General features: G+C 35.3%; 25 protein-coding genes. 11 read left to right on the plus strand and 14 right to left on the minus strand.

Going from position 1 to position 25,034, the window contains the following annotated elements; all coding sequences use genetic code 11:
- Positions 1–21: 21 nt before the first annotated feature.
- Positions 22–354: a BRCT domain-containing protein gene (locus B3D98_RS12850; RefSeq protein WP_066038338.1), complete on the minus strand. Its 333-nt coding sequence runs from the start codon at positions 352–354 to the stop codon at positions 22–24.
- 95 nt (positions 355–449) lie between these two features.
- On the opposite strand from B3D98_RS12850, the gene B3D98_RS12855 reads away from it, so the two are divergent.
- Positions 450–1,994 (plus strand): histidine kinase N-terminal 7TM domain-containing diguanylate cyclase, encoded by a 1,545-nt coding sequence (locus B3D98_RS12855; protein ID WP_288583387.1) that lies wholly within the window; start codon positions 450–452, stop codon positions 1,992–1,994.
- A 53-nt stretch (positions 1,995–2,047) separates the two neighbouring features.
- Here B3D98_RS12855 and gnd read toward each other — a convergent pair whose 3' ends face one another.
- Genes gnd through B3D98_RS12875 form a run of 4 tightly spaced genes read right to left on the minus strand, consistent with a single transcriptional unit; the run spans position 2,048 to position 7,102 of the window.
- On the minus strand, positions 2,048–3,448 hold the full coding sequence (gnd, locus tag B3D98_RS12860) for a decarboxylating NADP(+)-dependent phosphogluconate dehydrogenase (protein ID WP_288583389.1): 1,401 nt from the start codon (positions 3,446–3,448) through the stop codon (positions 2,048–2,050).
- 26 nt (positions 3,449–3,474) lie between these two features.
- Positions 3,475–4,821, minus strand: a complete 1,347-nt coding sequence (locus tag B3D98_RS12865) for a GntP family permease (protein WP_048395286.1) — start codon at positions 4,819–4,821, stop codon at positions 3,475–3,477.
- Positions 4,822–4,836: 15 nt separating this feature from the next.
- Positions 4,837–6,378 (minus strand): gluconokinase, encoded by a 1,542-nt coding sequence (gene gntK, locus B3D98_RS12870; RefSeq protein WP_281217172.1) that lies wholly within the window; start codon positions 6,376–6,378, stop codon positions 4,837–4,839.
- On the minus strand, positions 6,371–7,102 hold the full coding sequence (locus B3D98_RS12875; protein WP_048395289.1) for a GntR family transcriptional regulator: 732 nt from the start codon (positions 7,100–7,102) through the stop codon (positions 6,371–6,373). The genes gntK and B3D98_RS12875 overlap by 8 nt, the downstream gene beginning before the upstream one ends.
- Before the next feature lie 237 nt (positions 7,103–7,339).
- On the opposite strand from B3D98_RS12875, the gene B3D98_RS12880 reads away from it, so the two are divergent.
- Positions 7,340–7,546 (plus strand): hypothetical protein, encoded by a 207-nt coding sequence (locus B3D98_RS12880; RefSeq protein ID WP_054548846.1) that lies wholly within the window; start codon positions 7,340–7,342, stop codon positions 7,544–7,546.
- Positions 7,547–7,721: 175 nt separating this feature from the next.
- Positions 7,722–7,994: a hypothetical protein gene (locus B3D98_RS12885; RefSeq protein ID WP_288583392.1), complete on the plus strand. Its 273-nt coding sequence runs from the start codon at positions 7,722–7,724 to the stop codon at positions 7,992–7,994.
- A 68-nt stretch (positions 7,995–8,062) separates the two neighbouring features.
- On the opposite strand, the gene B3D98_RS12890 is transcribed toward B3D98_RS12885, so the two are convergent.
- On the minus strand, positions 8,063–8,554 hold the full coding sequence (locus B3D98_RS12890) for a hypothetical protein (RefSeq protein ID WP_288583394.1): 492 nt from the start codon (positions 8,552–8,554) through the stop codon (positions 8,063–8,065).
- A 155-nt stretch (positions 8,555–8,709) separates the two neighbouring features.
- Here B3D98_RS12890 and B3D98_RS12895 point away from each other — a divergent pair, with 155 nt between their 5' ends.
- The 6 genes from B3D98_RS12895 to B3D98_RS12920 all read left to right on the plus strand — a co-directional run bounded on the left by B3D98_RS12895 (position 8,710) and on the right by B3D98_RS12920 (position 14,441).
- Positions 8,710–8,859 (plus strand): hypothetical protein, encoded by a 150-nt coding sequence (locus B3D98_RS12895; RefSeq protein WP_231595739.1) that lies wholly within the window; start codon positions 8,710–8,712, stop codon positions 8,857–8,859.
- 124 nt (positions 8,860–8,983) lie between these two features.
- Entirely contained in the window at positions 8,984–9,541 is a 558-nt protein-coding gene (locus B3D98_RS12900) for an RNA polymerase sigma factor (protein ID WP_274771034.1), read from the plus strand.
- Positions 9,538–10,473 (plus strand): hypothetical protein, encoded by a 936-nt coding sequence (locus B3D98_RS12905; protein ID WP_257962072.1) that lies wholly within the window; start codon positions 9,538–9,540, stop codon positions 10,471–10,473. Before B3D98_RS12900 ends, B3D98_RS12905 begins: the two co-directional genes overlap by 4 nt.
- 189 nt (positions 10,474–10,662) lie before the next feature.
- On the plus strand, positions 10,663–10,893 hold the full coding sequence (locus B3D98_RS12910) for a hypothetical protein (RefSeq protein WP_288583399.1): 231 nt from the start codon (positions 10,663–10,665) through the stop codon (positions 10,891–10,893).
- 745 nt (positions 10,894–11,638) lie between these two features.
- Entirely contained in the window at positions 11,639–13,120 is a 1,482-nt protein-coding gene (locus B3D98_RS12915; RefSeq protein WP_004233452.1) for a malate:quinone oxidoreductase, read from the plus strand.
- 241 nt (positions 13,121–13,361) lie between these two features.
- The gene (locus B3D98_RS12920; protein ID WP_048395301.1) at positions 13,362–14,441 is read left to right on the plus strand and encodes an ankyrin repeat domain-containing protein; all 1,080 of its coding nucleotides are present in this window, start codon (positions 13,362–13,364) and stop codon (positions 14,439–14,441) included.
- A 402-nt stretch (positions 14,442–14,843) separates the two neighbouring features.
- On the opposite strand, the gene B3D98_RS12925 is transcribed toward B3D98_RS12920, so the two are convergent.
- The 7 genes from B3D98_RS12925 to B3D98_RS12955 form a co-directional block, all read right to left on the minus strand.
- A complete protein-coding gene (locus B3D98_RS12925; RefSeq protein ID WP_048395305.1) occupies positions 14,844–15,503 on the minus strand; it encodes a hypothetical protein in 660 nt (219 codons plus the stop codon).
- A 144-nt stretch (positions 15,504–15,647) separates the two neighbouring features.
- Positions 15,648–16,055, minus strand: a complete 408-nt coding sequence (locus B3D98_RS12930; RefSeq protein ID WP_054548503.1) for a MarR family transcriptional regulator — start codon at positions 16,053–16,055, stop codon at positions 15,648–15,650.
- An 87-nt stretch (positions 16,056–16,142) separates the two neighbouring features.
- Positions 16,143–17,174 (minus strand): alpha/beta hydrolase, encoded by a 1,032-nt coding sequence (locus B3D98_RS12935; RefSeq protein ID WP_288583404.1) that lies wholly within the window; start codon positions 17,172–17,174, stop codon positions 16,143–16,145.
- A gap of 12 nt (positions 17,175–17,186) precedes the next feature.
- The gene (locus tag B3D98_RS12940) at positions 17,187–17,843 is read right to left on the minus strand and encodes a hypothetical protein (RefSeq protein WP_048395458.1); all 657 of its coding nucleotides are present in this window, start codon (positions 17,841–17,843) and stop codon (positions 17,187–17,189) included.
- Between the two features lie 2 nt (positions 17,844–17,845).
- On the minus strand, positions 17,846–18,253 hold the full coding sequence (locus tag B3D98_RS12945; RefSeq protein ID WP_048395459.1) for a permease prefix domain 1-containing protein: 408 nt from the start codon (positions 18,251–18,253) through the stop codon (positions 17,846–17,848).
- Positions 18,250–18,579, minus strand: coding sequence for a PadR family transcriptional regulator (locus B3D98_RS12950; RefSeq protein ID WP_048395460.1), 330 nt, complete (start codon positions 18,577–18,579; stop codon positions 18,250–18,252). The genes B3D98_RS12945 and B3D98_RS12950 overlap by 4 nt, the downstream gene beginning before the upstream one ends.
- A gap of 180 nt (positions 18,580–18,759) precedes the next feature.
- Positions 18,760–19,950, minus strand: coding sequence for a M14 family metallopeptidase (locus B3D98_RS12955; protein WP_112116916.1), 1,191 nt, complete (start codon positions 19,948–19,950; stop codon positions 18,760–18,762).
- 184 nt (positions 19,951–20,134) lie between these two features.
- On the opposite strand from B3D98_RS12955, the gene B3D98_RS12960 reads away from it, so the two are divergent.
- Together B3D98_RS12960 and B3D98_RS12965 are read left to right on the plus strand one after the other, a co-directional pair.
- Positions 20,135–22,876 carry an ATP-binding protein gene (locus tag B3D98_RS12960; RefSeq protein WP_288583411.1) on the plus strand — a complete coding sequence of 914 codons (2,742 nt, stop codon included), beginning with the start codon at positions 20,135–20,137 and terminating at the stop codon, positions 22,874–22,876.
- 5 nt (positions 22,877–22,881) lie between these two features.
- Positions 22,882–23,739: a CheR family methyltransferase gene (locus B3D98_RS12965; RefSeq protein WP_026023366.1), complete on the plus strand. Its 858-nt coding sequence runs from the start codon at positions 22,882–22,884 to the stop codon at positions 23,737–23,739.
- A gap of 39 nt (positions 23,740–23,778) precedes the next feature.
- Here the strand turns inward: B3D98_RS12965 and B3D98_RS12970 are convergent, their stop codons facing one another.
- A complete protein-coding gene (locus tag B3D98_RS12970) occupies positions 23,779–24,927 on the minus strand; it encodes a fused response regulator/phosphatase (protein WP_288583413.1) in 1,149 nt (382 codons plus the stop codon).
- Between the last annotated feature and the right edge of the window lie 107 nt (positions 24,928–25,034).

Genomic DNA, 25,034 nt, shown 5'->3' on the forward strand with positions numbered 1-25,034 from the left:
GAACAACCTTACATACTCTTTTTACTTATCATCTTTCTTTGGGATCGAAATAAGCCATAAAAAATCATCTTCTATTAATATTTGAATGTCTTGCCCCTCACGGATTAGCTGCTCAGCTTTCTGCTGCTTGGCGCTTATACCCCTACGTTTATTACCAAGCACAACGAAATCAGTATGTTGTGTAACAGCTCCCTGTAAATACCCTCCATATGCTTTTACTTGTTTGGAGGCTTCGGATCGTGTCATGGTAGAAAGGGCGCCTGTGAATACAATTTGTTTCTTATAAAAGGGGTGGGTTAGATTTTCAACTGGATCAGAAAAGAAAATGATTTCTGAGTTATCCTTATTGATCATATTCGTTACTCCTTAAAAAATTAATCGATAAATAAATCCACAAAATTTTATATGTATGCTACATTAAAATTAAAAATATAAAGAGGTACATAGACATGAATTCGCAATTGACTGCTTTCATTACTCTTAGCTGCACATCAGGTGTACTAAATTTGTATTTATGTTTATACGTATTTCTAAAACGCTACAATTATACAAAAATTGCTCAATTGTTTATTAGTTATACCGCATTAATTGCGGTATATTGTTTTGCCTCTGCTTTTGGTTTAATCGCTACAACATTAAGTGCCATAAAGGTTTGGACGGCCATCCAATATGTAGGTATGGCTTTTTCAACGCCTCTCGGATTATTGTTTATCATGCAATACCTAGGCTTTCATCTGACAAGGAAAAAGATAATGGCTCTTCTTGCCATTCCATTTATTAGCTTAATCATGGTTGCTACAAATGATATACACCATTTTCATTATAGAGTATTTGAAATAGATCCTATATTAGGGGCACCTTACATTCATCAGGAAATTGGCATATGGTATATCATTCATGGCATCTTTACTTTTGGCTGTATGTTCGTATCTTTTTTATTAGTATTAATCCATTGGAAAGAGACTACTAAGGCCTACCGGCAACAATTAATTGCCTTAATGTGTGGTCAACTTATTCCTATGATAACAGCATTCATCTATTTATTGGGCTTAACACCTCAAGGAGTTGATCCTGTCCCTATGGTATTATGGGCTTCTTCATTTTTATATTTATGGTCTATTAATTCCTCACGGTTATTTAGGGTGATGCCTGTTGCCAAGGATGCAATATTTCATAGTATCAATGATGGGGTTATTGTGTTAGATGAATCTGCTCGATTAATAGAGTTTAATCAAGCCTGTAGCAAGGTATTTCCTCAGCTAACCAGATCAATGATAGGTAGGGATATTGGGGAAACATGGATTGAAGTAACTGGACAACCGATGCCATTTACATTGGAGGCAGTGGTGAATACGCAAGACATCGAGATTGTGCTTTCTGATCATACTTATCAAGTGCGTGTTACAGAGCTGCAACATGTTAATCATGGTAAGGGGTTATTACTTATTTTCACTGATATAACAGAGTTGAAGGAGCTACAAAGACAGTTAGAGCAACTCGCTTTTTACGATGAACTTACACAAATTTATAATCGTCGAGCTTTTTTTCAACAATGTAATCAGGCTTACAGCGAGGCAAGAGAATCATCCTCAGCTTTTACTGTCATTTTAATGGACATCGATCATTTTAAAAACGTCAATGATACGTATGGGCATGCTATCGGTGATCAATTACTAGTTCATGTCGTAAAGGTTTGTCAGAGTGTGTTGAAAAAAGGAGAACTGTTTGCACGGTATGGCGGTGAGGAATTTGTTCTTGCACTCAAGGACTCTACATTATTAGAGGGGCAAGCATTAGCTAATTTGCTCTGTAATAGCGTAGAATCCCAGCCACTTATGACTACTGAGGGAGCAATTCGTGCTACCATTAGCTGTGGTGTAGCAGAAGGCACAAAGGGACAAGAGACACTGTATCAACTTTTAAACAATGCGGACAAAGCACTGTATGCGGCAAAACAAGCAGGCCGTAATCGAGTACATGTTTTTCTAGAATAAAAAAGCTAAAATATACAATCATTGAGGCAATGATGTATATTTTAGCTTTTTACTTACCAATTTGTATGGAAAACACCTTGTGCATCAATTCGTTCATACGTATGCGCACCGAAATAATCACGTTGTGCCTGTAACATATTAGCATTAGATGAACCTGTTCGATAACTATCGTAATATGTGAGAGAAGCACTCAAACAAGGGAACGCGTTTCCTGCTTGGATGCCTTCACAAACTATTTTTCTTAATCCATTTTGATAGTCCATCGACTTTTCTGCAAAGTATGGATCAATTAATAAATTATTTAGAGAAGGTTGCTTTTGATAGGCTTCACTAATAACATTTAAAAATTCTGCTCGAATAATACAACCACTACGGAAAATTAATGCAATATCTTTTAATGGTAAACGCCATTCATAAAGCTCTGATGTCATTTTATATTGTGTAAATCCTTGCGCATAAGCACATATTTTCCCCATATACAGCGCTTGGCGGACGTATTCAATCCAGACATCTTTATCTAGATTTTGTTGTTTATAATTTGGTCCAGATAGTATTGCCTCTGCTTGAATTCGTTCCTCTTTTAAGGATGAAATATAGCGAGCGAATAAGGCCTCCGTAATAATTGATGTAGGAATACCATTGTCTATAGATTGCAGGCTTGTCCATTTCCCAGTACCTTTTTGACCAGCTTTATCAAGTATCATATCAATCAGTGGTAATCCTGTTATCTCATCTTTTTTCCTTAAGATTTCAGCTGTTATTTCGATTAAATAGCTTTTCAATTCACCCTGATTCCATGTTTCAAAGATAGTAGCAATTTCCTCAACGGATAATCCTATATTTTTTCTTAAAAACGTATAGGCCTCCGCAATGAGTTGCATATCTGCATACTCGATTCCATTGTGTACCATTTTGACGAAGTGACCTGCGCCCTTGGGACCAATATACGTACAGCATGGTGTATCATTCACTTGTGCTGCAATCTTTGTCAGTATAGGTGCTACTTTGTTATAGACCTCTTGATCACCACCGGGCATGATAGATGGTCCTGTCAATGCTCCTACTTCACCACCAGAAATGCCAATCCCTAAATACCCAATTCCTAAAGCTTTAAGTTCATCGTATCTACGCTCTGTATCTTTATAATGAGAGTTGCCGCCATCCATAATGATATCGCCCTTTTCAAGGAAAGGCACTACTGATTGAATAACTGAATCAATAGCATTCCCAGCTGTCACCATCAAAAAAATCTTTCTTGGTTTTTCTAAAGCTTGTACAAACTCTTCTATTTCATAGTAAGGAGTTAGCGCTTGTCCTTCAATTTTTTGTAGAAGTTTGTCGGTTAAATCTCGTGTGTAATTATAAACGGCTACTTGTTCGCCCTTATTAGCCATGTTTAAAGCGATATTACTGCCCATAACACCTAATCCAATAACGCCAATTGTATTTAACATTGTACTTGCTCCTTTTTAAACATTTTTTAAACAAATAAACTAAGTAATAAAATAAACCCTAAACCAGCCACAGATACAATTGTTTCTAGCAAGGTCCAAGTAGCGAATGTTTCCTTCATGCTCAATCCAAAATATTCTTTAAACATCCAGAAACCTGCATCATTAACATGTGAAGCAATTAAGCTTCCTGCACCTGTTGCCAACACAACCAAGGCAAGGTTTACATCACTTTGACCTAACATTGGAATGACTAACCCAGCTGTTGTTAAAGCAGCAACCGTAGCTGACCCTAATGAAATGCGTAAAATAGCCGCAATAATCCATGCTAGTAAAATTGGCGATAAGGTAGTTCCATGGAAGAGTTCAGCTACATAATCACCGACACCACCATCAATTAAAACTTGTTTGAAGGCACCACCGCCCCCAATAATTAAGAGCATCATACCGATATGGGATATTGCTGTTGTACATGACTCCATTACTTGCTTAATAGGAATTTTCCTTGCGATACCCATTGTATAGACGGCAACTAATAAGGAAATTAACATGGATGTACCAGCTTCACCGATGAAGCGGATACCTGCTAAGAAGCCATTATCTTCAAAGCCAATTGTTTTTTGTAACAGTGTAATAATAGTAGCAATGGACATTAAAATAACGGGTAATAGTGCAGTAAAAACACTTATTCCAAAACTCGGTGTGTCCTCTAGTTCAAATGTTTTTTGTTCACCTAGAGAGGCAATATTTCCAGTTTTGTTGAATGATTCAGGCACTAACCTTTTCGCTAATTTTGTAAATAATGGTCCAGCTAAAATAACAGTCGGAATGGCGATGATAAAGCCATAAAGCAACACCTCACCAATATTTGCCCCAAATTCGCCAGCAATAACAGTTGGTCCAGGATGTGGTGGCAAAAATCCATGTGTGACAGATAAGGCTGCGGTCATTGGAATTCCTAAATATAAAATAGAAACCTTTAATTGTCTTGAAATAGCAAAGACAATTGGGATTAATAGCACAAGACCTACTTCAAAGAAAAGAGCGATACCGATAATAAAGGATGCTGCTACAACTGCCCATTGAATGTTCTTTTCTCCAAATTTATTCACAAGGGTCATGGCAATACGCTGTGCACCGCCAGAATCGGCAATTAATTTTCCTAGCATCGCTCCAAGACCAAATATTAGTGCCAAGTGACCTAATGTTCCACCTAACCCTGCTTCAATCGTTTTTACGATAATATCCAAAGGCATCCCAAGAGCTAAAGCAACACCGAATGAAACAATGATTAATGAAATAAACGTATTTAATTTAAAGCCCATTATTAAAATTAACAGCGCAATAATACCAATACCTACAATAACTAATGGCATGTATTCTCCTCCTCTTTAGTCGGGCTTAATTAAGCTCCTTTGATACTGAGCAATTGACGTATAGTCGTCTGCTAAAACTCTAGATAAACGAATGAAAATTGGGAGTAGCTGTCTATATTCTTTGGCTGCTTCTTCGATTGGCGTATGTTTATAAGTGTCACCAACCATATCAGCGACAACGTCAAAGGAATCAATTTTTCCTGTAGCATATAAGCCTAAAATACAAGCGCCTAGACAGGAGCTTTCATAGCTTTCAGGTACTACCACTTCGGATTCAAAAATATCCGCCATCATTTGTCTCCAAATCTCAGAGCGTGAAAACCCGCCTGTTGCTTGAATACGAGTGACAGGGCTTTCCATACATTCCAGTAATGCTAAATAGACAGTATATAAATTGTAGATAACCCCTTCGAGGGCAGCTCGTATCATATGTTCCTTTTTATGAGACATAGTTAAACCAAAAAATGAACCACGGACATCTGGATTCCATAAAGGCGCACGTTCACCTGATAGATAGGGATGGAATAGCAGCCCATCAGCACCAGGTCTAACACGTTCAGCAATTTTCGTTAACACTTCATATGGATCAATACCTAGTCTTTTAGCTGTTTCAATCTCAGAAGAGGCAAACTCATCGCGAATCCAGCGTAATACCATACCACCATTGTTTACGGGTCCACCAATGACCCAATGGTTTTCTGTTAGTGCATAGCAAAAAATTCTACCCTTTACATCTGTTTTGGGCCTATCAATTATGGTACGGATAGCACCGCTTGTCCCAATAGTGACAGCAATTTCGCCTTCTCGAATGGCGTTTACACCTAGATTAGAGAGCACGCCATCACTTGCACCAATGACAAAAGGTGTTTGTGGGTCAATACCAATTTGTTTAGCTAAAAGGTCATTGCAATTTAAAAATAGTTGAGTTGTTGGTACGAGTGTGGATAATTGTACTTTCGCAATACCTGCAACAGCTAAAGCTTCTTCGTCCCAATCTAATGTATGGAGATTCATCATACCCATACATGAAGCTAATGAATAATCGACGACATATTGATCAAAAAACTTTTTAAAAATGTATTCTTTAATACCGATATATTTCTTCGTTTTGCGCGCGATTTCAGGATGTTCATGCACAAGCCAAGTAATTTTGCTTAGTGGTGACATTGGGTGAATAGGTGTACCTGTTCTTTTATAAATTTCATGGCCATTCCAGTCAGTTTTAATTTTATGTGCCCATGCTTCACTACGATTATCCGCCCAAGTGATGACAGGTGTTAACGGTTGATCATTTTCGTCCATAGCGATCACACTATGCATAGCACTACTAAAGGAAACAAATAGTAATGGTTTATCAGAATGGACTTTCATAATGTTGGTAATGGCTTGTAGTACAGCTTGAAAGATTTCTTCTGGATTTTGTTCTGCTGTCGAAATATCCGGTGTATATAATGGATACCCAATATTTTCTTGTTGAATAACCTTCCCATGTTGACTAAATAATACGGCCTTAGTGCTAGTAGTCCCTATATCAACACCTAACATATAGTTAGTCATTTTGTGGCTCAACCCCTTTAGATAGCATTTGCTGTGACCGCCATAAATCTTCTACTTTGCCTTGAACATCATCAAAATTTTCATGTAAGGATTTAATCATAAGCTCTCGATCTTTGGCTCTAATAGCGTCAATATAGAGCTCATGATTTTTCACAATACGAGTAAAATCCTCATATTTCTCTTTAAAGCGCATGCGCATAGATAGTAAAATCAAGCCTTCCATTACTGGCTTTAAATTATTCCAAATCATGGTGATATAGGAATGTCCGATGGAACGAATAATTGTCTCATGGAACATAACATCCTGATAAGAAAATTCGTCTGCATCGTTATACTTAATGGCAACTTTCATCATTTCTAATGTTTTGCTAAGTTCTAGTGCTAAGCTAGTTGTATCCATTTTTATGAGACGTTCAAACACAAATGTTTCAATCAGCAATCGAACATCATAAATTTCTTCAATCTCTTTTTCAGATAAACCAATGACAACAGCACCCATTTTCTCTAATCGAATGATATTTTCAGAAGCTAATATTCTTAAGGCTTCACGAATGGGTGAACGGCTTACTTCAAAATCAGCTGCCAGTTTGTTTTCTGAAAGAATGGTACCGCTTTCAATTAAACCTGAAATAATACGCATTCTAAGTTCATATGCTACGCGATCACCTGTAGAAGCCTTAGAAAGCCATTTTTGTGGATATAAATAATCATTATATTCGCTCATAATATCACCCTTTTTGATTTGGAGTATACTTGTATACAAGTATTATAGTCAGAAAGAAAATAAGATTGCAAGCGACTTACTAACAATCAAAAATTGAAAAATCCTCAACTCTATACTTAGCTAAAAAAAATAATTAATGCACATTCTTTTTTCCTCCTTGGACAAACTTTAGAATGAAAAGTTCGTAAACCATATATAAGGTTTTAAAGCTTTTCAAATAATCGATGAAGGATGGTTATGTCAAATATGGATACAAATCGTAACAGATCAAATGGTACGAAAAGTGCAAATAAAACAAATCAACAGCGTCAGACACTTCATCGTGAGGAGTTTGGTGCTGAATTTGAGCTTGATTCAGCTTCAGCACAAATCAATAACTTTGCTGAAACACAAGGAAAAACAGATATCAAGCAACCAGTCAGTGAGAGGACTGCATGGCACTAATTTATATTTGACAACTATTCATGACATTGAGAGAAGGACTAAGGCATATGCCTTAGTCCTTTGATTATAGCCTGGGAAATATTGTGTTTATTTTCTTCCATACATATTATCAGAGCATTTCATAATACTACATCTAGAACAATGAAAACATTTTTAAGAAGGGAAGATATATACATTGGCTAAGCACTCCGATACAAGTTGGAAGCAGGATCATCCTAGCACATTGTTTAGTAACTCCGTGCAAAAGGCGGATCGTCTATTAAAGTATGCAAAATCACATCCAGAGGAAATAGCAATAGAACATGCATTTAATCAGATTAAGCATGCTGAAAATGCACGTTTCAATGCAGAACAATATGGTGAGCATTTGGATACGGTTCAGCAAAATAAAGAATATCTAGAGCAGATTAAACAACAATTACATGAAATAAAAAATGATACTGAATAAAAAATAACAATAAACAACGGCTTAAATTCACGCAGTGAGGTTTAAGCCGTTGTTTAAATGTGATTAAATTAACACCAAACAATGATTTCATAGGGAGTGGTTTGAGCAGGAATACTCCTAGTGGTAGGACCATAAACAACAATGAGGTTTCGATTGGCAGGACTATTGGTAAAAGGCTGCCCATTTTTAAGTGAAATAATCGTAGTAGGAGAAAGGTTTAATTGTAATTGTCCATCACTACTCAGTAATTGTTGATTAAAGAAATCTACCTTTACATTATGATAATTGCTTTCTTTTACAATAATTGTAGCACGGTATTGTGGCGGGTAAATCATCGGTACAGGTGCATCTCCATCATAATATCCTGTTACCCATTCACCAGTTGTGACAATTTCACGATTAACAAAATAGGTGGAGGGAGAAATAATAAAATTGACGACCCCACCAGCACCATCTTCTAAGGTCATTATTTTATAACAACCGTTCTTATCTCCGTTTTGCCCAACAGAAAAATCACTGATTTGAGTGATAACACCCCGAAAAGATTTAAAATTGACCATACCCATTCCCTTCTTACATATTTCTCATTTTTAGCGTATCATTTTAATTTATGTAGCATTGTAAAATTAGGTGACAGACAATGAATAGGATGCTATTTGATAGCAATCAACTTATACTAAACATGCTTACTATTAGGACAGAGGAGTGGCATCTATTGAATTGGATTTCTAAAAATAAGAAAATCTTTCTATTGTTAATTTTCGTTGTTATTGTTGTCGCTGGTATACTGGATATTAAATATGAGGGATTATTCTTTCAGCTATTACCTACATCAATACAAACATTTTTATCTAATTTATTTTGAAATGTGGAGAACCGTACCTAAAAGAGTGCGGTTTTTTCATTACCAGAATTTTTGCCACAACATGCAACCAATTGTTTGGATTATCTACTTTATAAGTAAGAGTACATAAAAGGAGAAAATGCAAATGGACGATGAAAAAATAGTTGCTTTATACATACAACGCTCACAGCAGGCTATTTTGGAAACAAGGAAAAAATATGGAGCATATTGTAGAGTAATAGCAAGAAGAATCTTGGCAAATTTGAGGGATGTTGAAGAATGTGAGAATGATGCCTACCTAGCTGCATGGAACACAATCCCTCCACAGATACCAAGAAAACTATCTATTTTTTTAGGGAGAATCATACGTAATATTGCACTTGATAAGCATAGCTATAATACAGCCAAAAAGAGAAACAATGAGTTTGAGGTCATTCTCACAGAGCTGGAAGAATGTCTAGCTTCTTCTCATACGGTAGAAACATCCTATGAAGCGGGTGAACTTGCTCAATACATTAGCCAATTTTTATATACCTTAGATGAACAATCTAGAAATATATTTATTCAACGATATTGGTACTCCTATTCTATAAAAGATATTTCCTTACACTTTCACATGAGTAGTAGTAAAGTTAAGTCCAACTTATTTAGGACACGTAATAAACTAAGATTTTATTTGGAAAGCGAGGGATTATATATATGAAAAAAGAGGAGTTATATCGTGAAATTGGATTTATAGAGGAAGAGTTAATTGAAGCCGCCAACTATGAAGTAAAGAAGAAAAGTTTTTCTAAAAAATGGCTCGCTGTGGTAATAAGTATGATGATCGTAAGCTCAGTTTCTACTGCCACAATAGCAGCAGCTTACTATAAACATCAAAATAATGAGCTTTATATTCGTTATTTATCAGCAGAGGATATGGAACTAATGCCAGCTACAAAATATGATGCAGATAAATTTCTAAAAGCTCTAGATAGTGACAAAGAGGAGTATATCTATATTGCAATAAATAGACTAGTAGAGAGCTATAATGATGAAAAGTTGAGAAATAAGGCGTTAAAGGCTATTCAGCCATTTATACAAAGTGATAACAAAAAAATTGCAAATTCGGCTATTTTTGCTGTCGATATTTTATCGGGAAGCTTTAAAAGTCAGCAGGTATATAAATTAGCAGATGGGAGCGTCTTCTTTACTTTATTCAATAATTATTCAGATTACGGAAGCCAAAATGTTCTTTGGCGTATAAAAGATGGTGTGCTAGAGGCATATTCTAGCTTCTCCAGTCCATCAATGTATATTAAAGAGATAATTCCTTCACCTGATCAGAAATTAATTGCTATTGTCACGAACTCTAATAAAAGTGAATTTGTTGAAGTCATCAATGTGGAAGAGCGAATGGTAAGCCCAGAGTTAGTAGAATCTTCAAGGGTTAAATATGGTGCTGAGCAAGGGTTAGATACTTGGATTCGAACAGATCATGAAAACTATAGCTATGTGGATCATCTTAGATGGAAGGGAGATGCTACCATAGAATTTGAAGCTAGTCTCTCCTATGATGATACGGCGATTATTAAAGACGTGGTAGTCACTTATGAAGTTAGCCAAAAGAAATTAACTGTTAAAGAAATTAAATAAGAAGCAGATAAAAACAGAAAATGTATTTAAAGGTTTTCTGTTTTTTCAATAGTATTGTAGAAATAAATCAATTAAAAAGGGAGTGAATGATATCAATGGCAAAATGGAAAATAGCCTTAGAAACGTTCCTGAAAGAATGGCAAGATAAAGAGGTTGTAGGAGCGCTCTGATATCGATGTCCATATTATTTTGGCGGATAATGTGGGATGGAGGGAAAGAGGGAATCGTGTTATTGATGGTTTTTTAATTGAATACTTTGCGAATCCACCAAGTCAAATTCGTGGGTATTTCCAAGATGATTTTAAAAAAAGAAGAACCATGTCCATGGTTCAATTTAAAACAGGTAGAATTTTATTTGATTATACTGGAATAATAAAAGAATTGAAATTTGAAGCAGAAGAATGGCTCAAAGAAAAATAAAAAACAATGAATAAAACGGTCTTAGAAATAAAAAAATATGAATTATGGGATGTACTTGTTAATTTAAAGGATTGTTATGAGCAAGATAAAATGGACTTTTCCTTTACCTACCATAACTCATTAGCAAAATTTATTTTTGGTGTACTGTCAGTATTTAAATCTAGAAATGATACCCTTTTATCAAATCTATGCCTATCTTGAAGATCCAACCTGCAAAAATATAGTAAGTAGCATTTCCAGAGGACAATGCTGAAAAGATGATGGCGTCATATGAAGCAGTAGTAGAGTATGTGTTCATACAAATGGGTGGTTTTCATATAGATGGCTGGCATATAAAAAGCCCAATCGAAAGTTAATCTGTGGGAAATTGAAAGTTAGTTCAGATACAAGACGAGCTTCATATTTATATGTTATTATACAGATATAATAATAAAAAGAACCTATTTTTTATGAAAATGTCAACCATTTTTAGGCCGATTATTCCAATAAGCTTAAATAATTCAATTTTTACCTAGAACAAAAAGTGATTTTTTTGCTTGAATTATGATTGGAAAGGCTCGAAAAAAGCTGATAACTCTCATATAAATAGTTGATATTTTATTCTTGAACTAATTGTGATAAACTGCAATAAGGTAATAATTGATACAGAAATGGTGTGCTCCGAGGTTGCTCCATGGCTACAGTACTTCTAAAGTGGGAGTGCTTACATCCTTTCTGCAAATCTTAACATATAAGGAAGGTAAAAATGAGTAACAGACAAATTAAATCAGATGTTATCTTAATTGGTGCCGGAATCATGAGTGCAACTTTGGGAACATTACTCAAAGAATTAGCACCAGATTGGAAAATTACAGTGTTTGAAAAGCTTGAAAAAGCAGGCGAGGAAAGTTCTCACGAATTAAACAATGCGGGAACTGGACATGCTGCATTATGTGAGCTGAACTACACATCAGAGAAAAAAGACGGATCAATCGATATCAAAAAAGCGATTAATGTTAATGAACAGTTCCATGTTTCAAGACAGTTTTGGTCGTATCTTGTAAACAATAAGCTGATCAATAATCCACAAGACTTCATTATGCCTTTACCACATATGAGTTTAGTACAAGGGAAAGAAAATGTTGAGTTTCTAAAGAAACGTCATGAAACGATGACAAAAAATCCTTTATTTGAAGGAATGGAATTTTCTAATGACCCTGAAACACTAAAAAAATGGATTCCACTTATTATGGAAAATCGTCCTGCTGGTGAAGACATTGCTGCAACGAAAATTGACACTGGTACAGATGTTAACTTTGGTGCTTTAACACGTATGTTAATTGATCACTTAAAAGCAAAAGATGTAGATGTTAACTATAATCATAGTGTTGAAAGTTTAAAACAAGCTAGTGATGGTACATGGGAAGTACGTGTGCACGATTTAGATGGCTGTAAAATGGAATATCATTCAGCAAAATTTGTCTTCCTTGGAGCTGGTGGAGGAAGCTTAGAATTACTACAAAAATCAGGTATTCCTGAAGGGAAACATATTGGTGGATTCCCAATTAGCGGTCTATTCTTAGCATGTAATAATCCAGAAATAGCTGAACAACATCATGCAAAAGTATACGGAAAAGCAAAAGTTGGTGCTCCACCAATGTCGGTTCCGCATCTTGACACACGTTATATTGATAACAAGAAATCATTACTATTTGGACCATTCGCAGGTTTCTCTCCTAAGTTCTTAAAAACAGGTTCAAATATGGATTTATTTGCTTCTGTAAAACCGCATAATATCACAACTTTATTAGCTGCGGGCGTGAAAGAGATGGGCTTAACAAAGTATTTAATCCAACAGCTTATGCTTTCAAAAGAACAACGTATGGAAGAGTTACGTGAGTTCATTCCAAATGCAAAAAGTGATGATTGGGATATTATCGTAGCTGGACAACGTGTACAAGTTATTAAAGATACAGAAGCTGGCGGTAAAGGAACACTTCAATTCGGTACAGAAGTTGTAAGTGCTTCTGATGGCTCGATTGCAGCTTTACTAGGAGCTTCACCAGGTGCATCTACGGCTGTACATGTTATGCTTGAAGTTCTTAATAAATGTTTCCCTCAACATATCAAGGAGTGGGAACCAAAAATTAAAGAAATGATTCCATCTTATGGTCTATCATTAGCAGAAAACCCTGAGCTTCTAAAAGAAATAAATGCAACAACAGATAAAGCACTTGGCTTAAAATAAGTCATGGTAAGCGTTTAAGAAAGAGCTCTCAATCTATTCTGATTGAGAGCTCTTTTTAATTTGAATAAATTCTTTCCTGGGAAATTTTAAATCCAATTGCCTTCTTTTTAATAAAAGAACCATCAAATTTGCTATAAATCTTGCCCTGTATTTTATGACACTATAGCTCTATGTCCCATTGTGATATAGATGGTAGTTTTCTATACTTTGTATATACAATAAGAAGGGAGCCAATCTATAGATGATTAAACTACAAGATATTGGAACATTTTCAGAACTACCAGAGCTTGCAATGTATATCTATACTGGCGATATTACAGCTTTGCGAGTTGCGAGGGATAAAGGCTGGAATATTGAAGAAGAGATATGTTTAAGTCAGCATACATCATTAAGCCCATTGGATTTAGCGTTGATTGCACAAAGATTGGATGTAGTAAAATTATTAGTTGGATATGGGGTTAATTTAAATGTGGAAAAAAATCCTTCTTTTTTAAGAGCTGTTCGATATTGTAAAGAAAATATAGTACGTTACCTTGTTGAACAAGGAGCAAAATTAGATGGCTATAACCAAGTGGGATCTGGAGCCTATTCTCAGGCCTACTATGGCAATAAAAGAAATATCCCTCTTATTCATGAACTTGGGCTTGATATAAAGCAGCATGGAGGTCCTGTATTGCGTCAGGCTGTGTCGAATTTTGATAAAAAAACAGTCACTTATTTACTTGATCAAGGAGTAGATATTAATTATCAAAAGCCTGATATGGTCTATCCCTATGAAGCAACACCATTAACAGTTGCAACAAGAATGGGAAATATAGCTATGGTGAACTATTTGATTGAACGAGGTGCAAACGTCACTTTAGCGGAGAAAGATGGTGAGAGAGCTTATACAATTGCTGTACGTATGAAAAATATGGAACTAGCAAATTACTTAAAGGCTTTAGAACCAATAGAACTACATACTATTGAAAACAAAAAAGAGACATTGAAAAAATACAAGTTACCAGATGAATTGATTAATTTTCTGACAGGAGATCGACTACATCTTGAGCTTGCACCAAATGATTATGAAATTCACTTTATCGATTTTTTCAAACTAACTGATACAATTGAGATGAAACTAGGTCATAGAGAGCTCCTCCTTCTTTCCGCAAATATCGACAATTACTCTGATTTGCAAATAGTCTGGAACCCAAAAGGAGAAGGCCATATAGGGTGCTATGATGTGGAGCATGAGGAGTATGCTAATTTATGTAGTTTTAAAGAATTTATTGGTAGACCTGAAATATACCTTATCCGTTTTCTTGAAGGAGAACTATAGCAATGTTTTAAGCTACTGATAAAAATGTGAATCAACTGATTAAATGAGCCTCCCTGCTATTCAACTTAAAAGTCGATGAGAGTAAGCATATTCTTTCTAAGAAATATGCTTACTTTTTATTGCTCTATATTCGAAGAGTTGACAAACAAAAAACAATAGAACGTTTAATATATATGGCACAAAAGAACAACAGTAGGGCTATTAACAGGGCGAAGGGGATGCTGAACATAACAGGAAGTTCTACGCCATACCAAAGGCCCATTTTAATTTGATCCACTCCGAATGTTCGTAAAAAACCAGCGAGTATGGATAAGCCAGCGCTTAAAAGTAATCCAACATAAAGTACAGATAATACCACTAAAGCTAATGAGCAAAAAAAAGTCTTTAGCATTTTTAGAAGGATCATTCTTTTTCCCTCCGTATAATGTGGTGCACCTTTGAACTCGAAGCTATCGAATAATCATCCGTATAGTAAAGTGTCCCAATCACACTATTTTCCCCAACATGGACGACTTCCCCTTCCACAAACTCTGCATTCGTATTAGATAATTGTAGGTGTTTTCCACTAATTGTGTGACAGCGTAATATTTTTTTAAATAACGGAAGAAGGGTTATCCTATCCTTTTCTATTACCACATTTTCAGCCCTTAACCTGTCAATTCCGCTTTCTCCCGATAACTTCAAATGAAAGTGATGAGCGATTATTTCCGCAGCCTTGACTATTCCAATGGCATCAAATTGCTCGCTCTGTAATTTCTCTTCAACCATTAGCTTTCCAGAACTATTGATTTTTTGGATAAAACCATTACGTATTTTAATATTCCCGGCATTTGTAAGTTCTCCGATTTGGCAATAATCCTTTAACTTACACGAGCCAGTACTATTAAATATCTGCGCTGTAACTGGATAATAGAAGGAGCTATGACCATGAGTGGACACTTTTATTAAGTGTACTTCTTGTTGTAACGATACAGCGCCTCGAATGTTTAATTGTTCATAATCAGCATCCAAATGTTTAACGGTGCCATTCGTTTGTGTAAGGGTACGGAGTTTTTGAAACATAAAGTCACCTCATTATAATTTAATTAATATATATTTTAATTATTAAAATATATATTAATTAAATTATATGCTACTTCCATTTGTCAAGAACAAAAGCACAGCTTAAATTAAACAATAAAAAAAGGATTTCAATTTGTTGAAATCCTAAAAAATTTTATTCATTAATTGGTTTACTTCGCGTAAGATGTTGGCCATGTCTATGAGTTTATCCTGAGAAAACTTTAAAAAGATTTCTTGAACCTTCATGTCACCAATATTGGTTAAAGCCATTTTGACCACACGTCGATCATTATTTTCTCTAATTCTTTGTATGAGTTCGAGTTTTTCCAGTTTATCGCACATGGAAGTTACAGCTCCGGGTGTTACACTAAAGAATTCAGCAATTTCTGTTGCCTTCATCCCATTATTTATTTTTAGCTGTAGGAGTAATATTAATTGGTTTTGTGATAACGCTTCTCCTTCAGATAAAAGATCTACAAACATTTTCGACTTCTGCTGTATTTCCAGCATTTCTTTCATAATAATTTCTACATTGTTTAGATTTTCTGGCATATAATCACGTCCACTAAAATATTTAATAATTAAATTATATAGCAATTAAATAAATGCTACCAAGTGTAGAATTACTTTAAGAAATATTTATTTTTTAAAAGTCGTACGCATCCATTCGAAAAATCTCTCTTTTTCTTCGAACTGGGGGTAGTGAGCAGATTGTTCATATGCTATGAATTCTTTTTTCTTCGCGATAATTTGGTCGAAGTACTTTTTAGCGCTATTCGATGATGTTTGATAATCATAATCCCCCATTACAAAATAGAAGGGAAGAGTCAGTGAATTGACTTTCGCAGGAAGTGGGGACTGCAAGACTTCGTTTACTAAGACTTCTTGGGATAGGGATATCCCTTTGCTATATCGAATAATATCTAACAAATTATATTCAGTACTAAAAAGCATCCCTAACATATTTCCATCAAGGTTAGTAATAAGTCTTGTAGCTCCACCGTATTTGCTCACTAAATGACGAGGCGTAAATGTTTTACCACTACTAATTTCCTCCATTAACCTCTGTAAATGTGCAACATCCTCTGTGTTACTCTTAAGCTGAGCCTGTTTGATCGTAAAGTGTAAACTGTCCATCTCACTTTCAACGGTATTACTCATTTGACCAATCCCTACATAGGCCTCATATTTATCAGGAGCTTTAGCAGCTGCTTGTGTGGCAATATAGGTACCGTAGGAATGACCAATTAAGATAATTTTTTCTTTATTTAGATGATTAGCAATATAGTCAGTCAGTGCTAGTAAATCCTCCACAAGCAAATCAGATGAAAGATTTGAGTAGTCCTCAAAAAAATGATAAGACTTCCCACTAGCCCTTTGATCATAATTTACCACTGTAAATTCGGTTTCCAATAAATCTTGATATTTTTTAGCGTAGGGTATTTCAGAGCAACCTGGTCCGCCATGGACAAAGATGATGACAGGATTATTTTTGTTATGGCCCCGTATCATAATTTCATGGTCACTGCCGTTAATTTCTACCTGTTCTAGCGTACTAATGCTGTTCATGTCCTCTATAGATGATGTCCATGTTGGAAATACAAGTGCTAATAATAGTAAGGAGGTCATAATCAAGACAAGATATTTAATGAACTTTTTAATCCTTTTCATACAATACCTACTTTACATGCGTTTCATAAAGCTAGCATGATACATTTTTCTTTTATACACATAAAAATACATACTCAGAGGCCACCAAAGTGTCACAAAAATAGGGTAAATCGCCCATATAACGCTTGGTGAAGAAACAACATTTACTGTAATGAAAAAGATACTAATTAGTATCGTAGCTGTAACGGAGAATGCTACAAAGGTTTTTCGTTGCGCGTGATATAAAGCTAGAGGCCACCATATCACTAAAAAAGCAGGATAAATTGCCCAAGGATATTGAGGAGATACAATCATATTCAATATAGAGTAATAGATGATGGTAGAAGCACATCCAATTAGAGCTGTTTTTAACGTTTTTGCCTTTTCATCTAAGTACATGAGGATTGGCCACCAGATAATTGGATAAATCGCATAGACAAACCATAAATGATCTGGTGCGTAAATATAATTTTCAACTATTAGAAATGTAATAATTAAGGCACTACAAACAATTGAGTATTGTTTATACAATTTTTTAGCCATAAAGAATAACGTAATAGGCCAAAGCAGTAGCAATAAGCATGGATATACAAACCACATTGTTTGAGGAGATGTCGTATAATTAACAACCCCTAAAAAAATCATTGTCATCAAGCTCCCCGCTATAGAAAAGTTAATAAAGTTCCTCATGTTTATTCACCCCATTTCTTACGAGACCACACAAAGTACATCGATAAAGGCCACCAAAGAATGGCGAAAATCGGATAGATTGCCCAAATAGTATGTGGTGTGTAATAAAGATTAATAAAAATAAAAAATGCAATGATTAAGCCACTACCCCAAATTGAAAATTCTAAGTTTAATTTAGCCATGTTTTTCTTTGCTGGTTCTTTAACACCTAACTCTTGCTTTAAGTCTTCGATATCTCCAAATTCTACAATGGCTTTATTAATAGCATCCTCTTGTTCTTTACCTTGGTCCATCAAATAAAATACTTTTTCTTCAAGATTTTCAATGATTTCTTGTTTAACCATTTCCGTTTCGTTAGTTCGAGGAATGTCTTTAAAAAGCTCATCAATATGGTTTTTTATTCTTTTCATTCTAAGCCCTCCATAAATAAATCGATTATTTCCTTTACTTCCGACCATTCATTCACTAGCTCATTTAAATAGGCCTTACCTAATGATGTAATACGGTAATACTTTCTTTTGCCTCCATGTGAGACATCTCCATAATAGGCTTCAATAATTTCTTTTTTTTCGAGACGTTGAAAAACTGCATACAAAGTTGCTTCCTTGATTTGAAACCGATTGTTTGTACGGAGACTTATTTCCTGAGAAATTTCGTAGCCATAACGGTCTTTTTCTGAAATTAACCGTAAAATAATCGAATCCAAATGTCCTCGGATAATATCACTGCGAACCATAAGTCACCTACTTTTTTTATTGCTCTATCTGTCAGAGTAATAGTAGCAAACATTACTCTGTCTGTCAAAGTAATTTATTCCCCTTTTTTTACAATGATGATGAGATTTTCAATAAAAAAACCCATTCACTGAAAAGCCCAAAAGGACTATTTCATAGCGAATGGAGTTCGAGTACTCTTTTTACATATACAATGCAGCAAGGAAAATCCCTAAAGACTCCTCGTAAATGTCATCAAACTGGCTGATTGGTAAAGGATTTGTACCACTTCCTAATTCAACAGTGAAGCCTGGTCTACGCCAATCTTGAATAAACCAATCTTTATAACCAGCATAGCTTCCAGCAGATTGAACGGGCTCATAGCCACTTACTCTACTAAATTCATTTACAAGCACCTCTGATTCTGGGGGCTCTAGATTTTCAAAACCCCAATATATGACACGTCCCTGTGTATGAAAGGCTAATACTCTTGAAAAATCACGTTGCTTGGTCAAATCAGCCATTGCAATGGCTTCAGGTTCAGATAGTGGTCTTTCACCACCATAATCTCTTGGCCCTGGTGTTTTTGGATTACGGGCACTTTCAAGCTCCCATTTGGCAGGGAATTGGTCATTCAAATCAATCCCATGAATATTTGCTTTCCAGCCAGAAAAATCAGCGTTATCATTATTCCATGCAATTAGTTGATTTCTTAATGCTTCATCATTTGGTGGGCCTTGTATTACTAAATCAACGCCATCAGGATTTACCATAGGAACGATAGAAAGGAATGTTTGCTGATAAAGAGAAAATGGAGAAATTCCACGAATACTACTTTGATTGGTGAGGGCGAGCAAATAGTCATTTAAAAATGTTAGAATAATAGGTGTAGTAATCCATTCGTTTGCATGGAAGGAGCCATTATAGTGTACACGTTTTGCACCATGACCAATCGACAGCTCAGGTAGCTCCTTCCCTAAAACGGAACTGCCAATGTTTGAGCTATGAAGAAAAGGATATGCATCAAGGAGCTTTCTGAGATCATTTATCATATGGGTATACGTGTAAGTTTGCTTACCTTCAACTAAACGCCATGTGATACGTTGGGGTATGCGAATCATTTGACCGATTTGTAATCGATTTGGATTGAGATCAGGATTAACAAGCAATAGGGCGACTAGGGGGAGGTTTCGGCTCTGGGCAATCTGCCAAAAAGAGTCTCCTTGTTTAATTTGATAGTTGTTGGTCACAAAACCAGGAATACGAACCCGTTGTCCAACTCTTAAAAATTGGGGATTTATATTTTCATTAGAATCTAAAATGAGTTGAAGAGGAATTTTAAATACCTCACTGAAATGCCAAAGTGAATCTCCTGGTCTTACGATAATATCCAAATGTTTTCTCTCCTTAATTAGAAATGGTTCAATATAAAATGTATATGAAAAATACAGAGACTTATTGATACAAAATCAGCAAAATTTCTTTATGATGAATCTAAAATAGGAGAAAATGAGTTATTTTTACATGTATACTAGTAATCATACTAAAGTAAAAGAAAGGTAAAGGTAGGAAAACCAAATGTTAAATAGATTAAAATTGGGTATACGCTCAAAGATTTCATTAGGTTATATCGTAATCATTCTTTGCCTACTTGCGACGGTTGTCATATTAAATAATCAAATTACATCTTTGCAGAAGGAAAGAAATTTTATTATTAAGTACGATTCCAATGTTCTAACTTTAACGAATGAAATTGAAAAATATATATTGGATATGGAATCAAGTCAGCGGGCTTTCATCATTACGGGTAAGCAGAGTTATCTGGAACCCTATGATAATGCAGCTGAAAATTGGAAAATAGATTTTAATGAACTCTATCAACAAATGAAAGATAAACCAGCTCAGCAGGACAAACTTAAAGAGATAGAGGAAACAATTGAACATTGGGTTGCAACGTCAGGCGAACCAACTATTCAATATAAAAAGGATAATAATATAGAAGCATTAAATGATTTTTTTAAAGTGGATAATGGTCGTCAGGATATGGAAAAAATGCGCAAACTATTCGATTCATTCCGTGCCACTGAAAATGCTTATACACAGGCAAAGGCAAATCAGTTAGACAAGCAAAATAGTAAATTAACTAGTGCTTTATTTGGGATCTTAATTTTAGTTTCTACAATAGCCATTGCTATCGCTAGTGGCATTTCCCGTTCAATTGTAAAAACGATAACGGAAGTAACACAAACAATTCAAGAAATAGCAGCTACAAAAGGTGATTTTACAAGAAGAATCCATGTGAATACAAACGATGAAGTGAATGAACTTGCTAATGCAACGAATACGCTTTTAGAGTCCGTCGAAAAGAGGGAATGGCTACAAAGCAATGTAGCTGAAATCGTGACAAATTATCAAGGTATTTCAGCAATTTCAAAATTAGCGGAGACCTTCCTATCAGAAGTAGCACAGAAAACCCAAGCATCCCTTGGCGCATTTTATGTTCGAGAAGTAACAGAGAATCAAGTACAGTTTGTGAAAAAGGCTGCTTTTGCTGACACGGATGCTTGTGTTGGTATGGAGAGTTTCAAAATAGGACAAGGGTTAATCGGTCAATGTGCATTAGAAAAGAGAGTGCTATTCTATGATAATATTCCGAGAGACTATCGTTTAATCAAAACGGGATTAGGTGAAATTAGACCACAAAATATTTTATTGATTCCTGTCATTTTTGAAAATGAAGTTATAGCGGTTGTTGAAATAGCAACAATGGCTAAATTCAGTAAGTTACAGCAAGAATTAGTGAGACAGGTTACTGAAACCTTTGGACTAACAGTTAATAGTGTTTTAGGGCGTATGGAAATTGTACGTTTATTGAATGAATCTAGAGCAATGACAGAGGAATTACAGGTCCAATCAGAGGAGCTTCAAACACAATCAGAGGAATTACAAATGCAGACAGAAGAGCTGACTATGATTAATGAGCAGCTTGAGGAACGCACGAAAGAGGCAGAGTCCAAATCAAGAGAGCTAGAGAAAGCGAAGAAGGAATTAGAAGAAAGTGCAGAGCAGCTTATCCTTAACTCTAATTACAAATCCGAATTTTTAGCGAATATGTCACATGAATTAAGAACACCTTTAAACAGCATATTAATATTATCTGAAATGCTAGCAGAAAATAGCCAACACAACCTAACAGATGAGGAAGCAGAGTTTGCTAAAGTTATTCATTCTTCAGGAGAGGACTTGCTAGCTCTAATCAATGACATATTAGATTTATCTAAAGTGGAGGCCGGGAAGCTTGATATTATTTTTAATGAAGTGAATATGAGCGAAGTACCTGTACAAATTGAACATACCTTTGCACCAGTTGCGAGGAAGAAAAACTTAGCATTCCATATTTCAAAGGCAGATCATGTAGTGGATGTATTCTATACGGATGAGAAGAGATTTCAGCAAATCTTAAAGAATTTATTATCGAATGCCTTTAAATTTACTGAGCAGGGATCTGTCACATTAGACATTAACCAGCTTACACCTCAACAACTAACAAACAATATGCAGGATATAAGTACGGATTGGTTAGAAATTACTGTTTCAGATACAGGAATAGGTATTCCAAAAGACAAACACCAGCTAATTTTTGAATCATTCCAACAAGCAGATGGAGCTACGGTCCGAAAATATGGTGGAACGGGTCTTGGTCTTTCTATTTGTAAGGAATTTGCAAAATTACTTGGTGGATGGATTACATTACAAAGTACTGAAGGACAAGGTAGTAGCTTTACGTTAACGATTCCGAGTCTACCAAATGGAATTGAAGAGGAGCATTGCCAAAAGCTTGCCATGAACGAAGTGGCAGTGACGACGGTGGAAGAGGAACAAATCAAAGAGCAGCCAGTAGCAATGGAAGAAGCCCTTCAACATGAGGTTGAGGTGTTTCAAGGGAAAAATATTTTAATAGTTGATGATGATAACCGTAATATTTATGCGTTGAAAACGGCATTAGAAAAAAGAGGCATGCACATTCTAGTTGCCAAAGATGGGCTAGAATGTTTAGAGGTCTTGCAGGCTAATCTTGATATCGATCTTGTTTTGATGGATATAATGATGCCAAATATGGATGGCTATGAAGCGATGACTATTATTCGTCAGCAAATGAAACGTATCGATTTGCCAATCATTGCATTGACTGCTAAAGCGATGAAAAATGACCGTGATAAATCATTGCAGGCAGGTGCATCTGATTATATTAGTAAGCCATTAAATTTAGATCAATTAATATCAGTTTTAAGAGTATGGTTAGTTTCTAAGGGGAGTTAATGAACATGGAACAACAATTTCAGCCTTTGGAGCAAAATATACAATTAAATAAGCATACAAATTTAGAAATTGATTTGTTACTAGAAGCTATTTATCGTTTATCGGGTTATGATTTTCGGCAATATAATCGTTCATCCATTTCACGCAGAATCTACAATAGGATGGGGATAAATAACATCCCAACGATTTCACGTGTACAAGAAAAGGTCATTCATGATAAAGAATTTTTAGAGCAGATATTAAACGATTTTTCGATAAATGTAACAGAGATGTTCCGCAACCCAAGCTTTTTTAAGGCCTTTCGTGAAACGGTCATCCCTGTTTTACGAGAATATCCAGAAATCCGTATTTGGCATGCAGGCTGTGCAACAGGTGAAGAAGTATATTCTATGGCTATCTTGCTTCAAGAAGAGGGGCTAATAGAGAGATCTGTAATTTATGCAACAGATATGAACGAGCAAGTATTAGAAAAAGCTAAGAAGGGGGCCTTTCCAATTCATAAAATGCAGGCATATACAAAAAACTATATGCTTGCTGGAGGTGCCCATGCTTTTTCAGAATACTATCAAACAGATTATCAATATGCTTACTTTCATCCAACATTATTGAAAAATATTATTTTTGCTCAACATAATTTAGTAACAGATCATTCATTTAATGAATTTCATGTTGTTCTGTGCAGAAATGTTCTTATTTATTTTTCACCTAAGCTTCAGAGCCAGGTACATCAATTATTTTATGAAAGTCTAAGTGACAAAGGTTTTTTATGCTTAGGGGATAAAGAAACATTACGATTTGAAGAGGTTATTTCAAAGTATAAGGAGATTTCTGGAAACGAAAGAATTTATCAAAAAATGTATTAATGAGTAAGAGGCTATCTTTAACGGATAGCCTCTGCTTTTTTATATAGTATTAGTGCTAGCTTGAATCATTAAAACACACATGTCATCAGGCTGATTCTCTTGTTTATCCTTAGGCAAAAGGTTATCGATTAGGCATTGTGAATAATCCCACTTGGAGGATGTTAGCGTTTGCAAATGCTTTTCTGATTCTAATTCACAGGGTCCCATTGCCTCTAATACACCGTCTGTAAATAACACGATTTGAATGTCATGCTCATATTGAATATATTGCTTTTTCACTTTTATTTCATCGAAGAAACCGACTGCACAGCTACCCTGATCTAATGGAATACATGTTTTTTCATCAATTAGTGCATATCCAGGAGGATGGCCAGCATTTATGTACTCGACTGTTTTTTGCTCTGTATCAATGATTAAATAAATCGCTGTAAAATAATAAAGATTATTCTCTTTCCCATCTTGTAATAGCGTCATATAACGATTCAGTTCTTGGATGACAAGCTCAGGTTCCACCAATTGCTTAACCGCCTCTCTTAGAACAGAGGAGATGAACATACAAACCAACGCTGCCGATATACCGTGACCCATCATATCCAATAATATAATGGCATAACGATGATCGTCTATTTTGTACCAATAATACATATCTCCTGCCAAATTAGAGGATGGTAAATAAGAAACTTCAATACGGATGTCCTTCTCATTTAACGGTGGGCTAAGAAGACTCCTTTGTACATGGGTTGCTAAATCTAGTTCATATTGTATTTTCTTTTCATGCTGTGTGTGCCAGTCTAATTCTGCCTTTAAACGTAAGGCAACACGCATTCTGGCAAGCAACTCTGTTTTATTAATTGGTTTAGTAATATAATCTACACCACCAATGTCTAGGGCTTCTGCCAGTTTGTTTTTATCCTCGAGTGCTGTAACAAAAATGATTTGAATATCTTTTAATCTCTCATTTTGCTTAATGCGTTTGCAGGCCTCAATACCATCTACTTCCGGCATCATAATATCTAACAAAATTAAATCTACTGAATTTCCTGTCGGATTGGGTGCATCTAATTGTAAATAATCAAATAGCTCATAAGCAGATGAAAGAGAAACACAGTTATCATAACCTGCATTTTTTAGTATTTTCTCAATGACAAATAAATTGACTTGATTGTCATCTACTAGAAGAATGGTCATAGTACTTTCCCCTTACTCTGATTGAATTGTGCAGATTATTTTTCACATATATAAAATACTTTCAACTTTATCATTATACAAAACATCAGAGAATAAAGGTATTTTGG

This window comes from Lysinibacillus sp. UBA5994, from assembly GCF_002429725.1.
Lineage (GTDB): Bacteria > Bacillota > Bacilli > Bacillales_A > Planococcaceae > Lysinibacillus > Lysinibacillus capsici.